The organism is Nocardia sp. GTS18 (genome assembly GCF_013839555.1).
Taxonomy (GTDB): domain Bacteria; phylum Actinomycetota; class Actinomycetes; order Mycobacteriales; family Mycobacteriaceae; genus Nocardia; species Nocardia rosealba.
In genome coordinates this window covers 33,548-47,131 of sequence record NZ_JACBIU010000010.1, presented here as the reverse complement: position 1 = coordinate 47,131, position 13,584 = coordinate 33,548, and the positions used below count along the sequence as shown (strand labels likewise).

The following is a 13,584-nucleotide window of genomic DNA, read 5'->3' as shown; positions in this document are numbered from 1 at the left end:
GATCGCGATCACCGCTACCGTACGACACATATTTCACAAAGGAAACAACTGCCACGGCAGGACGGGACATCAATTCGGCGATTGCCCGGCATTAGCTTGAGGTGCGCCATGTTTCGACGCGCAGAAACAGACCGAAGGTCTGGAAATGTGACTGGAGAGAAACCAGTTAACGGAGAGAACCCGCATCGTCGCCCGCGACAACGACCGCGTCATCGTCGGGGCCGCGCCGGGCCTTCACGAAGTAGAGCCCCGCGATCACCAGGACGGTCAACGCCAGCATCACGCCGGTGACGGCGCCCCACGACACGCCCTCGGGCTGCTCGAGGCGGCCGACGAACGCCGACACGGCCTCCTCGGGGTGGTTGCCCCGGTACTTGGCCACATCCTCGGCCCACTCGAGCCGGACCCGGCTGATGTCGTCACTGTAGGTGCCGATCCAGTCGTCGCTCAGCACCGCGACCGTGCCCTCGGTGTTCTTGCCCAGCTCGGTGGCCAGGTCACGTAGGCTCGAATCGTGGCCGGGATTACCGGGAACGACGACAACACTCAGCGGAATGCCGTCCGCCCGCGCCTCGGCGACGATCGCGGCCAGTTCCTGCTGGTCCTTGCCCTTGGGCGCGGCCACGTGGTTGTCGGCGAGGTCGGAGCGGAGACTGCCCAGATCCGTGTTCGGCGGCAGTTCGACGGCCATCGGCGCAAAGGTGTGCAAGACGGTCATTTTCCATCCGGTCTGTCGAGCCCCGGTCGCGATGCGACGGGCATCCAACACTGCCAAGGTGAGCGTCACTGCGTCTGTCCCCGACTCGCTCGACAGGCACAGTACGCGACGGCGCGCGGGAACCGGTCGCCACGGCACACCATGAGCTGACGCGGCGCCCCGATTATTTCATAGGACAAGCGTACTGTTAGGCTCGTACGGCGAGGAAACCGGCATCTCACGGCGCCGGATCCCCCTCCGAAGACGCGAGCCGCCGGCACAGCCCCGCCGGCGGCACACCCTCACCAATGAGTGGAGCTGACGTGACGAAGAGTATCGATACCTTCGGCGCCAAAGGCACGCTCGAGGTCGGAAGCAACTCCTACGAGATCTTCCGTCTCTCGGCTGTTCCCGGCACCGAGAAGCTGCCCTACGCCCTGAAGGTGCTGGCGGAGAACCTGCTGCGCACCGAAGACGGCGCCAACATCACCGCCGATCACATCCGCGCGATCGCGAACTGGGACCCCTCGGCGCAGCCGAGCGTGGAAATCCAGTTCACCCCCGCGCGCGTGATCATGCAGGACTTCACCGGCGTGCCCTGCATCGTCGACCTGGCCACCATGCGTGAGGCCGTCACCACCCTCGGTGGCGACCCGAGCAAGGTCAACCCGCTCTCCCCCGCCGACATGGTCATCGACCACTCGGTGATCCTCGACGTCTTCGGCCGCGCCGACGCCCTCGAGCGCAACGTGGAGCTCGAGTACGAGCGCAACGGCGAGCGTTACCAGTTCCTGCGCTGGGGCCAGGGCGCCTTCGACGACTTCAAGGTCGTCCCCCCGGGCATGGGCATCGTGCACCAGGTCAACATCGAGTACCTGGCGCCCACCGTCATGGTCCGCAACGGCCAGGCCTACCCCGACACCTGTGTCGGCACCGACTCACACACCACCATGGTCAACGGCCTGGGTGTGCTCGGCTGGGGCGTCGGCGGCATCGAGGCCGAGGCCGCGATGCTCGGCCAGCCGGTCTCCATGCTCATCCCGCGCGTCGTCGGCTTCAAGCTCAGCGGTGAGATCAAGCCGGGCGTCACCGCCACCGACGTGGTGCTCACCGTCACCGACATGCTGCGCAAGCACGGCGTGGTCGGCAAGTTCGTCGAGTTCTACGGCAAGGGCGTCTCCGAGGTCCCCCTGGCCAACCGCGCCACCCTGGGCAACATGAGCCCCGAGTTCGGTTCCACCGCGGCGATCTTCCCGATCGACGAGGAGACCATCAACTACCTGCGCCTGACCGGCCGCACCGACGAGCAGCTCGCGCTCGTCGAGGCCTACGCCAAGGAACAGGGCATGTGGCACGACGCCGACAAGGAGCCGGCGTACTCGGAGTACCTGGAGCTGGACCTGAGCACCGTCGTGCCGTCCATCGCCGGTCCGAAGCGTCCGCAGGACCGCATCCTGCTCAGCGAGTCGAAGTCGGCGTTCCGCTCCGACATCGTCGACTACGTGGGCGACTACACCGCGCTCGACGAGGGGGTCGACGAGACCTTCCCGGCCTCCGATCCGGTCTCGGTCTCGGCCGACCACGCCGGTGACGCCTACACCCCCGCGCACTCGGCGGCCAACGGCGCCAAGGGCCGTCCGTCCAAGCCGGTGACGGTGCGCTCGGCCGAGCGTGGCGACTTCGTGCTCGACCACGGCGCTGTCGTGGTCGCGGGCATCACCTCCTGCACCAACACCTCCAACCCGTCGGTCATGCTCGGCGCCGCGCTGCTCGCCCGCAACGCGGTCGAGAAGGGCCTGTCGACCAAGCCGTGGGTGAAGACCAACATGGCGCCGGGTTCGCAGGTCGTCTCCGACTACTACGAGAAGGCCGGCCTGTGGCCCTACCTCGAGAAGCTCGGCTTCTACGTGGGTGGCTACGGCTGCACCACCTGCATCGGTAACACCGGCCCGCTGCCCGAGGAGATCTCGGCCGCGATCAACGACAACGACCTCTCGGTCACCGCCGTGCTGTCGGGTAACCGCAACTTCGAGGGTCGCATCTCCCCCGACGTGAAGATGAACTACCTGGCCTCCCCGCCGCTGGTCATCGCCTACGCGCTCGCGGGCACCATGGACTTCGACTTCGAGACCGATTCCCTCGGTAAGGATTCCGACGGCAACGATGTCTTCCTGAAGGACATCTGGCCCTCGGCCCAGGAGATCGACGACACCATCAAGTCCTCGATCAACCAGGACATGTTCCGCAACTCCTACGCCACCGTCTTCGACGGTGACGAGCGCTGGCAGAACCTGGCCACCCCGGAGGGCGACACCTTCGCGTGGGACGAGAACTCGACCTACGTCCGCAAGGCGCCGTACTTCGAGGGCATGCAGATGGATCCGGAGCCGGTCGCCGACATCAAGGGTGCCCGCGTGCTGGCGCTGCTCGGCGACTCGGTCACCACCGACCACATCTCCCCGGCCGGTCCGATCAAGCCGGGCACCCCGGCCGCGCAGTACCTGGACTCGCACGGTGTGGCCCGCAAGGACTACAACTCGCTCGGCTCGCGGCGCGGTAACCACGAGGTCATGATCCGTGGCACCTTCGCCAACATCCGGCTGCGCAACCAGCTGCTCGACGACGTCTCGGGTGGTTACACCCGCGACTTCACCCAGGAAGGTGGCCCGCAGGCGTTCATCTACGACGCCTCGCAGAACTACCAGGCCGCGGGCATCCCGCTGGTCGTGCTGGGTGGCAAGGAGTACGGTTCGGGCTCCTCGCGTGACTGGGCCGCCAAGGGCACCAGCCTGCTGGGCGTGAAGGCCGTCATCACCGAGTCGTTCGAGCGCATCCACCGCTCCAACCTCATCGGTATGGGCGTTGTGCCGCTGCAGTTCCCGCAGGGCGAGTCGGCTCAGTCGCTCGGCCTGACCGGCACCGAGACCTTCGACATCGAGGGCATCACCGCCCTCAACGAGGGTGTCACCCCCAAGACCGTCAAGGTCACCGCCACCGCCGAAGACGGCAAGGTCACCACCTTCGACGCGGTCGTCCGCATCGACACCCCCGGTGAGGCCGACTACTACCGCAACGGCGGCATCCTGCAGTACGTGCTGCGCAACATGATCCGCGGCTAGTTGCCCGATCGGTGGCGCGGTGTCGAACGATGCCGCGCCACAAGGGCATCCGCTCGGATGCTCTTCGTGCTGTGAGTCCCCCGCCTCGGTGTTCCGGGGCGGGGGTCCGCATATGGCGTCACTGGAGGAATCATGCCCAAGGTCAGCGACGACCACCTCGCCGCCCGCCGCAGCCAGATCCTCGACGGTGCCCGGCGCTGCTTCGCCGAATACGGCTACGAGGGCGCCACCGTGCGCCGCCTCGAGGAGGCCATCGGCATGTCCCGTGGCGCCATCTTCCACCACTTCCGGGACAAGGACGCCCTGTTCTTCGCCCTGGCCAAGGACGACGCCGAACGGATGGCGGAGGTCGCCGCCACCCAGGGCATCGTGCAGGTGATGCGCGATATGCTCGCCCGCCCCGAAGAATTCAACTGGCTGGGCACCCGCCTCGAGATCGCCCGCCGCGTGCGCACCGATCCCGACTTCCGCGCGGGGTGGACCCAGCGTTCGGCCGAACTCACCGCCGCCACCCTCGCCCGCCTGGAGCGCCGCAAGGCCGCGGGCGCCCTGCGCGACGACGTCCCCACCGACGTCCTGCTCGGCTATCTCGACCTGGTCCTCGACGGCCTGATCGCGCGCATCGCCTCCGGCCACACCGACGAAAACCTTTCCGCCGTACTGGATCTCGTCGAAGCATCCGTGCGGCGCAAGGAGTCCTGAGCTGGGCTCGACTCGGCCATGGGGTAGCTCAGTAGGTAGAGCGCCGACTTCCGCAGGACGGATGCCGCGGGTTCGATTCCCGCCTCCATGGCCACCCGAGCGCTCAGCGGGAAGACCGCGTGCCTCCATCCCCCGCAGCGGGATCGGGTCCGTTCTCCCACTCCCCCAACAACTTTCGCGCGATCCTGTCGAGCGCTACCTGATCGTCGCGGTCCAGCACCGACAGCATGGCCGTCTCGTTCTCGGTGTGCGCGACGACGACCCGGTCGACCAGCTCTCGGCCCTGCTCGGTGAGCGCCACCCGCACGGCCCGCCGATCCACCCGATCCGCGATGCGCCGCACCAGCCCCGCCGCCTCCAGCCGGTCGATCCGCCCGGTCATGCCCGCGCGCGACAACATCAGAGTGTCCGCGAGCACCGAGGGGTTGAGTTCGAACGGCGCACCCGAACGGCGAAGCGCGGCAAGCACATCGAACTCCCCGCGCTGCAGTCCGTGCGCGGTGAACACGGATTCGATCCGGGCAGTGGCGACATTCAGCAGCCGACCGAGTCTGCCGAACACCGCCATCGCCGCCAGGTCGAGGTCGGGGCGTTCGCGGCGCCATTGTGCGGCGATCGCGTCTACGGCGTCGGCGGTCGATTCATCCATGGACAGGATTCTATTCGACGAGATATAGTTCGGTAGCGAATTATCAACCGACGAACGGAACTGTCATGGACACCCGCGATATCGCCCTCTGCCGGCCCGAGGACGCCGAGACGCTGGGCACCGACCGCGTCCGCGTGCGACTGCTCACCGATTCCGAGGCAAGCGACGGCACGGTGAGCACCGTGGAAGTGACCCTCGACCAGGGCGCCGACGGGGCCGCACCGCACTATCACACCCGCTCCGACGAGCTGTTCTACGTCGCCGACGGCGAGCTGCAGGTGATGGCGGGCGACCGCATCCTCACCGTGGGCGCGGGCGGATCGCTCGTCGTCCCACGCCAGATGCCGCACGCCTTCGGCGCCACACCCGACAGCGGAGCCCGCATCCTCATCGCGCTGATGCCGGGCGTGCAGCGATTCGAGTACTTCCACCTGCTCGACCGGCTCGCGAAGGGCACGGCGGATCACACCGAACTCCTCGCCGCCCAAGCGGAATTCGACAACTACTTCATCGACGCGCCCGCGTGGACAGCCGAACGGAACGCCCAGCGCCGCTGACCTATACGCGGGCGGCCGGAATGTGGCCGAGGTTGCACCGGAATCGGGAACATTGCGCGCGAAGGCGCCAGTTGTACGCTGTATGACGTTCTCGGTACCGGTCCTCGTCCGCGGCTACGAGCTCGACACCCAAGGCCACCTGAACCACGCCGTCTACCACCAGTACGGTGAGCACGCGCGCTGGGAACTGCTGCGCGCGGCAGGCATCCCGCAGGACAAGTTCATCGCCAGCGGCATCGGCGCGGTGGTGCTCGAGTCGACGATCAAGTACAAGCGCGAACTGCGCGGCGGTGACGAAGTCACCGTGACCTGCGCCTTCGACTGGCGCGACGGCGAGAAGGTGTTCCGCTTCCACCACCGGATCATCAAACTCGACGGCACGGTCGCCGCCGAGATCACCGTCACCGCGGGGGCGATGGACCTGACCACCCGCCGACTCGTCGCCGATCCCGCGGGCCACTTCCGCTCCCTCGCCGAGAACCCCGAAATCCTCGGGTTGTGACATAGCGGCCGACACCGCGGGACATGACCGACGGCGCGGCAGGTATCGACCGGCAACTTCGCCGGGGTGCCTGCCGCGCCGTTGCTGTTTTCGTTTGCTGATCGATTGCCCGTGTCGGATACCTGCACACACTCCGGTTGCCCGAAATTCTCGTCCCGCTAGGCGATCACGCGCCGCTCGGCGGTTTGCCCGGCGCTCCGTAAATCTCGCGAACACCCTCGGTGAAAGGTTCGCTCACGTTATGATCCGAAGCGCCTAGAGGGGTTCTGGCAAATCGCGAGCAGACGAGAAGATCGGAGTGAGTGCCCATGACCGACGCCATCCACCTCCCCGCTACCGCGTCGTCCCGAAGCCGGGGCCCCGCCTTGCGCGGACAGCTGGTGGCCGAGTCCGAGCGCGATGTCACGGTCCGCGTCGACGGCGGGACCTGGACCTTCGATCGCCGCGACATCCTGCGGCTCACCGAGGAGCGCGCGGCGGAGGGGCGACAGGTGCAGGTCGACATCCGGCCCGGCGCCACCGCGGATTTCACCCGCCGGATGCGCGTGGAACTCGTCGAACGACCCATCACGCTGGCCCCCGCACCGTCGGAAGCCCTCGGCGACGAGCAACTCGCCGAAGCCACCCGCAGCTGGGCGGCGAAACTCCGGATCGCCGAGCGTGGCGGCACCTCCGGGGCGACGTTCACCTTCCACGACGGCATCAACTGCGACAGTCTCGACTGAAACGGCCGACACAGTCATGGAACGCGCGACCGACGCGGTGCTCATCGTCTCCGAAACCGACGACCTGCACGCCGACGCACTGGCCGTCACGTTGCGCGAGCACCACCGCCTCGATCCCATCCGGCTCGACCTGCGCGACTTCCCTTCCGAGACAGGCAGTTTCCGTCTCGACAAGGCCGGAACGAATCGGGCGTTGTCGCATGTGCACGGCCTGGACGACGTGCGCGCGGTGTGGTGGCGCAGGCCGCACCCGTGCCGCGTCCCGCACGGCGTGCGCGCCGCCGACGACGAGTTCCGCCAGGCCGAATGCGACGGTTTCCTGCAGGGGATGCTGTGGTCGATCCCGGCGTACTGGGTGAACGACCCGGCCGCCGAACGCACCGCGAGCCGCAAGATCGTGCAGCTCGAAACGGCGCACCGGGCCGGTTTCGCCGTCCCGGAAACGCTCATCACCAACGACCCGGACGAGGCGCGCAGCTTCGTCGAATCCCGTTCGGTCCCCGTGGTTTACAAACGCACCGGCACGGGCCGTGGTGAGTTCTCCGAGACACGCATCATCACCCGGCCCGAGCTGGGCCGGCTCACATCGATCCGTTCGACGCCGACGACCTTCCAGGATTACGTGGACGCCACCTGCGATCTGCGGGTGGTGTGGGTCGACGGCGTCGAATGGGCGGTGCGCATCGACTCACAGGCGGGTGTCGGCCGGGTCGACTCGCGGCTCGACACCTCGGTGGCGTTCGCCCCCGACCGGCTACCCGCCTCGGTGAGCAAGTCGCTGGCCACCCTGATGGGCGCGCTCGGCTTGAGTTTCGGTGTGGTCGACCTGCGCTTGGGCGTCGACGGCGAGTACTACTTCCTCGAGGTGAATCCGCAGGGCCAGTTCGCCTACCTGGAGATCAAGACGGGTCTGCCCCTGTTCACCAGCCTGGCGAATCTGCTGGTGCAGGGTGACGGCGCGGTACCCGGCTGGTGATCAGTCCAGGGTTCTCGGCCGCCTCGATCTGGACTGAGCGGAGGGTGCGACGAAGGAGTGCCCGGAGGGAGGGAAGATCGAGGCCTCCCGGGCCGAGAACCGCGGCGCCAGCCGCTATGTCTCAGGATTCTTCCTGCGGTTGGCGCCGCCACGGCCGCGCAGCTCGACATGCGATTCGACCAGCACATTGTGAATGAAGCCGTACGAGCGGCCGGTCGCCCTGGCCAGGGAGCGGATGCTGGCACCCGCCTCGTACTGCTTCTTCAGCTGGGACTGCAACCTGTCACGGGACTTGCCCGTGACCCGGGTGCCCTTCCCCAGCGCGGCCTTGCCTGTCGATGTTGCCTTGGCCGATCGAGCGGCCTGTCTCGCACTGTCGCTCATGGCTTCCTCCGAGTCGCCGAGCAGCTCATTCCAGGCTAGACACTCCGCACCCGGCGATCAACGAAAAACAGTGACGAACCTCACGAAAACCCCGCGAGTTCCCTCGCGACACACCGATCTCCGTGCTGAAGGGCGAGTTCGCTCAGGCGAGATCGATGAGTTCGGCGTACTCGGCCGACCAATGGTCCTCGGTGCCGTCGGGCAGCAGGATCACCCGTTCCGGGTTCAGCGCCTCGGCCGCGCCCGGGTCGTGGGTCACCAGCACCACCGCGCCGGCGTAGGTGCGCAGCGCGTCGAGGACCTGTTCACGCGAGACCGGGTCGAGGTTGTTGGTCGGTTCGTCGAGCAGCAGCACATTGGCCGCCGAGGAGACGAGACCGGCCAGCGCGAGACGGGTCTTCTCACCACCGGACAGGGTGCCCGCCGGCTGCTCGAGCTGCGGGCCGCTGAACATGAAGGCGCCGAGCAGACTTCGCAGTTCCTGCTCGCCCGCGTCCGGGGAGGCGTGGCGGATGTTCTCCCACACCGTCGCCTGGTCGTCGAGGGTGTCGTGTTCCTGGGCGAAGTAGCCGACCTTGAGGCCACGGCCCTGTTCGACACCCCCGGCGGTCGGAGTCTCCACCCCGGCGAGCAGTTTCAGCATGGTCGTCTTACCGGCACCGTTGAGGCCGAGCACCACGACGCGAGATCCCTTGTCCACGGCGAAGTTCACGCCGGTGAAGATCTCGAGCGAACCGTAGAGCTTGGTCAGGTCCTTGACCATGAGCGGAGTCTTGCTGCACGGCGCGGGTTCGGGGAACCGGATGCGGGCCACCTTGTCGGCCACGCGCACGTCGTCGAGTTCGGAGATCAACCGTTCGGCGCGACGCACCATCTGGTGTGCCGCAGCGGCTTTGGTGGCCTTGGCACCGAGCTTGGCGGCCTGCTGACGCAGCGCGCTCGCCTTCTTCTCCGCGTTGGCGCGCTCGCGGACGCGGCGCTGCTCGTCGGTGGCGCGGGCGTCGAGGTACTTCTTCCAGCCCATGTTGTACACGTCGGGCTCACCGCGCACCGCGTCGAGGAACCACACCTTGTTCACCACAGCGTCGAGCAGGTCCACGTCGTGGCTGATGACGATGAGGCCGCCGTCGTGGTTCTGCAGGAACCCGCGCAACCAGGTGATGGAGTCGGCGTCGAGGTGGTTGGTCGGCTCGTCGAGCAGCAGGATGCGGTCGGAGCGCCCGCCGCTGCCGTCGGAGGCGGAGAACAGGATGCGGGCCAGCTCGATGCGGCGGCGCTGACCACCGGACAGGGTGCGCAGCTGCTGGTCGAGGATCCGGTCGGGCAGGCCGAGGCTGTTGCAGATGCGCGCGGCCTCGCTCTCGGCGACGTAGCCGCCGAGGGAGGAGAACTGGTCTTCCAGGCGCCCGTACTTGCGGATGGCCTTCTCGCGTTCGGCGTCGTCGGCGACCTCGGCCATGCGCAGCTGCTGCTTTTCCATGTCGCGGATCAGCGCGTCGAGACCGCGGGCCGACAGCACGCGGTCGCGGGCGATCACGTCGAGATCGCCTTCCTTGGGATCCTGCGGCAGGTAACCGATCTCGCTGGAGCGCGTGATCTTTCCGGCGTAGGGCTCGCCCTCACCCGCGAGAATGCGCAGGGTGGTGGTCTTGCCCGCGCCGTTGCGCCCGACCAGTCCGATCCGGTCGCCGGACTGCACCCGCAGCGCCGGCCCGGGAGCCGAGAGCAGGGTGCGGACTCCGGCCCGGACCTCCAGGTCGGTCGCCGTGATCACAGAGCTTCTCCTCGATATCGAAAGCAGATGGTCGCCGAACCGTCTCCATGGTGCACCGACGGTTCCGGCAAGAACCACTTATTTTACCGCCCCGCTGTCGGCGCCTCGAACCTGGCGCCGACGGATGTGAGCGTGGTTACTCTCGTCGCATGACAACCGATCTAGTTGGCCGTACCGCTCTCGTCACCGGCGCCAGCCGGGGCATCGGCTTGGCGACGGCCGCCGAACTGCTGCGCGCGGGTGCGAATGTGCTGATCACCGCCCGCAAACCCGAACCGCTCGAAGCTGCCGCGCAGGAGTTGCGCGCCCTCGGACACAAGGGCCAGGTGAGCACCGTCGCGGGCAACTCCGGTGACGCCGACGCGCGGGCCGAGGCAGTGTCGCGGGCGGTCACCGAGTTCGGTTCCCTCGACATCCTGATCAACAACACCGGCATCAACCCGGTGTTCGGTCCGCTGATGGACGCCGATCTCAACGCCGTGAGCAAGATCTTCGACGTGAACGTCGTGGCCGCGCTCGGCTATGTCCAGCAGGCATACAAGGCATGGATGGCTGAGCACGGCGGTGCCGTGGTGAACGTGGCGAGCGTGGCCGGTATCCGCTCCTCGGGGGTGATCTCGGCCTACGGCGCCTCCAAGGCGGCGCTGATCCGGCTCACCGAGGAGCTGGCGTGGCAGCTCGGCCCGAACATCCGGGTGAACGCGGTCGCTCCCGGTGTCGTGAAGACCAAGTTCGCCGATGCCCTGTTCTCCGCCGACGAGGAACGGGCCGCCAGCGTGTACCCGATGAAGCGCCTGGGCTCCCCCGAGGATGTGGCGCGCCTGATCACCTTCCTGGTGTCGGACGAGGCGTCCTGGATCACCGGCGACTGTGTTCGCGTCGACGGCGGGTTGCTGGCCACCGGCGGCATCTGAGACGGGAACGGGGCGGCCGTTGCCCGGCCCGCCCCGTTCGGCTCATTCCTCGCGAGCGCCCGCCAGCGCCTCGTCACCCTTGGCGGCGGCACGCTCCGCCTCGGCGCGCGCGAGCGGGTCGTCGCCCTTGGCGGCGGCCGCACGCTCGGCCTCGGCGCGAGCGAGCGGGTCGATCACCTCGACGGTCGGCTTCCCGGTGACGCCGAGCGGATCACGCACCGGCACCGGATGGTTCGCGCGTGAGCCACCCTCGTCGAGACCCCACCGGTCGTGCAGCCTGCGCAGGAAATCCGGTGCGTACCAGTTGGCCTCGCCGAGCACCTTCATCGCGGCGGGCAGCAGGAACCCGCGCACCAGCGTGGCGTCCACGATCACCGCCAGCGGCAAACCGATGCCGAACGCCTTCATGAAGGTGATGTCGGAGGCCAGGAACCCGAGGAACACCAGCGAGATCAGGATGGCGGCCGCGGTGACGATGCGCCCGATCCGTTCCAGGCCGAGCGCGACGGCCGCCTCGTTCTTGCCGGTGCGGTCGTACTCTTCGCGGATGCGCGAGAGCAGGAACACCTGGTAGTCCATCGCCAGGCCGAACGCGGCGGCGAACAGCATCACCGGAACGGTGGCCGAGAGGTCACCGGTGACGGTGAAGCCGAGCACACCCGACAGATGCCCGTCCTGGAAGATCCAGACCAGCGCTCCGAAGGTGGCGGTGAGGCTGAGCGCGCTCAGGATCACCGCGAGCACCGGGAGCACCACGCTGCCGGTGAGCAGGAACAGCACGATCAGCATCAGGATCACCACGAAGCCCAGCGCCCACGGCAGGGCGTCTTCGATGGCGTTCACCGAGTCGACATTGGCCGCCGCGACGCCGCCGATCAGGATCTCGCTCGGAACGTCCTGGGCGCGAAGCTGTTCCACCAGGGCGCCGAGTTCGTGGCTGTCACCGGTGGACGGAACGATCGACAGGTAGGCGGCCCGTTCGGCCCGGAAGCGGGCGTTGAGCGCGGTCGGTTCGGCCAGCCGCCCGCCCTGGGCGTAGCTGCCGGTGGCGGTGTCGACACGGCGCACATTGTCCAGGTCCGACATCGTGCGCGCGATGGCGTCCAATCCCTCGGCGCTGTAGGCACTGTCGGGCAGGACCGCGACGAGGGTGTCCTGGTCGCTGTCGCCGAAGTCGCGTTGCACGGTCTCGGCGACCTGCCGCGAATTCATCGACGGGGGCAGCACCCGCTCGTCCGGGAAGCCGAGTTTCACCCCGAGGAAGGGGGTGCCCAGCAGCAACAGCACCGCGGCGACGGCGAGGCCGATCGGGATCGGTTTGCCCATGACGGCGGTGGCCAGTTTGTGCCAGGCGCCCTCGCCCGGTGCGGGCCGTGGCGCGCGCAGGAACCACCAGCCGAGCTGACCACGGTCGATGTTGGTGCCGAGCAGCAGCAGGATCGCAGGCAGCACGGTCAGGGAGACCAGGGCGGCGAGGCCCGCGACGATCACGCCCGCGTACCCCATCGACCGGATGGCCAGCAGCGGGAAGAACACCAGACCCGCCAGCGCCACCGCGACGGTGAGCGCCGAGAACGCGACGGTGCGGCCCGCCGTGCGCAGGGTGGCGCGCACGGCGTCGGCCGGGGTGCGGCCCTCGGTGAGTTCGTCGCGGTAGCGATTGACGATCAGCAGGCTGTAGTCGATGGCCAGGCCGAGCCCGAGCAGAGTCGCCACGTTGGTCGCGGTGACCGCGAGCGGGGTGAACACGGCGAGCAACCACAGCGTGCCCATCGTCATCAGTACGGTGACCACGGCGACCAGCAGCGGCAGGCTCGCCGCGACCAGCCCACCGAACACGAACAGCAGCGCCAGCAGCGTGAGCGGGAACGCGATGGCCTCGCCCTTGACGATGTCGGTCTTGCTCTGTTCGACGGTCTCGTGCATGAGCATCGCGAAACCGCCCACGCGGACCCGCAGTTCGCCCTGGGTGCCCGCGAGGTCGTCGGCGACAGCGGCGACCCGTTCGTCGATCTCACGTTCGCTGCCGAGGACCGTGGCCACGATCAGGCCCTGTTTGTTGTCGAGGCTGCGCAGTGCGGGCTGGTGGGTCGTCCAGTAGGACAACACGTCGGTGATACCGGCGCGTTCCTGCAGGTTGGCGACGAGCGCTGTCGCGGCGGCGGTGGACTCGGGGTCGTCGACCGAGTCCTCGGTTTCCACCAGCAGCACCAGATTCGGTGGGCCCTGGCCGAATTCGTCGCGTAGCACGTCGAGCGCCCGGCTGGACTCGCTGCCGCTGTCGGTGTAACCGCCGCCCTCCACCCGGTCGAACAGCGTCGCGCCGAGTGCTCCGAGCACCAGCGCGAGCACCGCGAAAACACCGAGCACCCAGCGGCCACGCCGCTTGGTGAATTCGAACACCGGTATACCCCTGTCTCGTCGAGCAACACTGCGGCACGCATCTCGACGTGCGGTATTCGGTGTCACCCGGTCGGCCCGCCTCGTCGGCCCGATCCTGCTGGCGGGTCGGCGCGTTCGCCCGGCGATGTTAGCAACCCCGCGACGTTCGCGCCGTCGCTCCGATATCCCCGTTACCGCTGCCG

At 68.0% G+C, this 13,584-nt stretch carries 12 protein-coding genes and 1 tRNA gene; 8 read left to right on the top strand and 5 right to left on the bottom strand.

All coding sequences use genetic code 11. The features are described 5' to 3' along the window. Window positions 1-166: 166 nt before the first annotated feature. Entirely contained in the window at window positions 167-718 is a 552-nt protein-coding gene (locus HYG95_RS12175; protein ID WP_181698081.1) for a DUF6676 family protein, read from the bottom strand. A 302-nt stretch (window positions 719-1,020) separates the two neighbouring features. Between HYG95_RS12175 and acnA the strand changes: the two genes are divergently transcribed. The 3 genes from acnA to HYG95_RS12160 all read left to right on the top strand — a co-directional run bounded on the left by acnA (window position 1,021) and on the right by HYG95_RS12160 (window position 4,612). Beyond that, window positions 1,021-3,816 (top strand): aconitate hydratase AcnA, encoded by a 2,796-nt coding sequence (acnA, locus tag HYG95_RS12170; protein ID WP_225280700.1) that lies wholly within the window; start codon window positions 1,021-1,023, stop codon window positions 3,814-3,816. A gap of 132 nt (window positions 3,817-3,948) precedes the next feature. Then, window positions 3,949-4,518 carry a TetR/AcrR family transcriptional regulator gene (locus HYG95_RS12165; RefSeq protein ID WP_181698079.1) on the top strand — a complete coding sequence of 190 codons (570 nt, stop codon included), beginning with the start codon at window positions 3,949-3,951 and terminating at the stop codon, window positions 4,516-4,518. Window positions 4,519-4,535: 17 nt separating this feature from the next. Continuing rightward, window positions 4,536-4,612 (top strand) — tRNA-OTHER (locus HYG95_RS12160). 9 nt (window positions 4,613-4,621) lie between these two features. Here the strand turns inward: HYG95_RS12160 and HYG95_RS12155 are convergent. Then, a complete protein-coding gene (locus HYG95_RS12155; protein WP_181698078.1) occupies window positions 4,622-5,167 on the bottom strand; it encodes a MarR family winged helix-turn-helix transcriptional regulator in 546 nt (181 codons plus the stop codon). A gap of 65 nt (window positions 5,168-5,232) precedes the next feature. On the opposite strand from HYG95_RS12155, the gene HYG95_RS12150 reads away from it, so the two are divergent. The 4 genes from HYG95_RS12150 (at window position 5,233) to HYG95_RS12135 (ending at window position 7,927) form a co-directional block, all read left to right on the top strand. Further along, window positions 5,233-5,724, top strand: coding sequence for a cupin domain-containing protein (locus HYG95_RS12150; protein WP_181698077.1), 492 nt, complete (start codon window positions 5,233-5,235; stop codon window positions 5,722-5,724). Between the two features lie 82 nt (window positions 5,725-5,806). Next, window positions 5,807-6,226: a thioesterase family protein gene (locus HYG95_RS12145; protein ID WP_181698076.1), complete on the top strand. Its 420-nt coding sequence runs from the start codon at window positions 5,807-5,809 to the stop codon at window positions 6,224-6,226. Between the two features lie 308 nt (window positions 6,227-6,534). After that, the gene (locus HYG95_RS12140; RefSeq protein WP_181698075.1) at window positions 6,535-6,951 is read left to right on the top strand and encodes a hypothetical protein; all 417 of its coding nucleotides are present in this window, start codon (window positions 6,535-6,537) and stop codon (window positions 6,949-6,951) included. A 16-nt stretch (window positions 6,952-6,967) separates the two neighbouring features. Next, window positions 6,968-7,927, top strand: coding sequence for a hypothetical protein (locus tag HYG95_RS12135; RefSeq protein WP_181698074.1), 960 nt, complete (start codon window positions 6,968-6,970; stop codon window positions 7,925-7,927). A gap of 114 nt (window positions 7,928-8,041) precedes the next feature. Here the strand turns inward: HYG95_RS12135 and HYG95_RS12130 are convergent, their stop codons facing one another. Together HYG95_RS12130 and HYG95_RS12125 are read right to left on the bottom strand one after the other, a co-directional pair. After that, window positions 8,042-8,311, bottom strand: coding sequence for a helix-turn-helix domain-containing protein (locus HYG95_RS12130; RefSeq protein ID WP_181698073.1), 270 nt, complete (start codon window positions 8,309-8,311; stop codon window positions 8,042-8,044). Between the two features lie 142 nt (window positions 8,312-8,453). Continuing rightward, window positions 8,454-10,085, bottom strand: a complete 1,632-nt coding sequence (locus tag HYG95_RS12125) for an ABC-F family ATP-binding cassette domain-containing protein (RefSeq protein WP_067493732.1) — start codon at window positions 10,083-10,085, stop codon at window positions 8,454-8,456. Between the two features lie 149 nt (window positions 10,086-10,234). On the opposite strand from HYG95_RS12125, the gene HYG95_RS12120 reads away from it, so the two are divergent. Continuing rightward, entirely contained in the window at window positions 10,235-10,999 is a 765-nt protein-coding gene (locus HYG95_RS12120) for an SDR family oxidoreductase (protein ID WP_181698072.1), read from the top strand. Window positions 11,000-11,041: 42 nt separating this feature from the next. Here the strand turns inward: HYG95_RS12120 and HYG95_RS12115 are convergent, their stop codons facing one another. Further along, window positions 11,042-13,402 (bottom strand): MMPL family transporter, encoded by a 2,361-nt coding sequence (locus HYG95_RS12115; protein WP_181698071.1) that lies wholly within the window; start codon window positions 13,400-13,402, stop codon window positions 11,042-11,044. Between the last annotated feature and the right edge of the window lie 182 nt (window positions 13,403-13,584).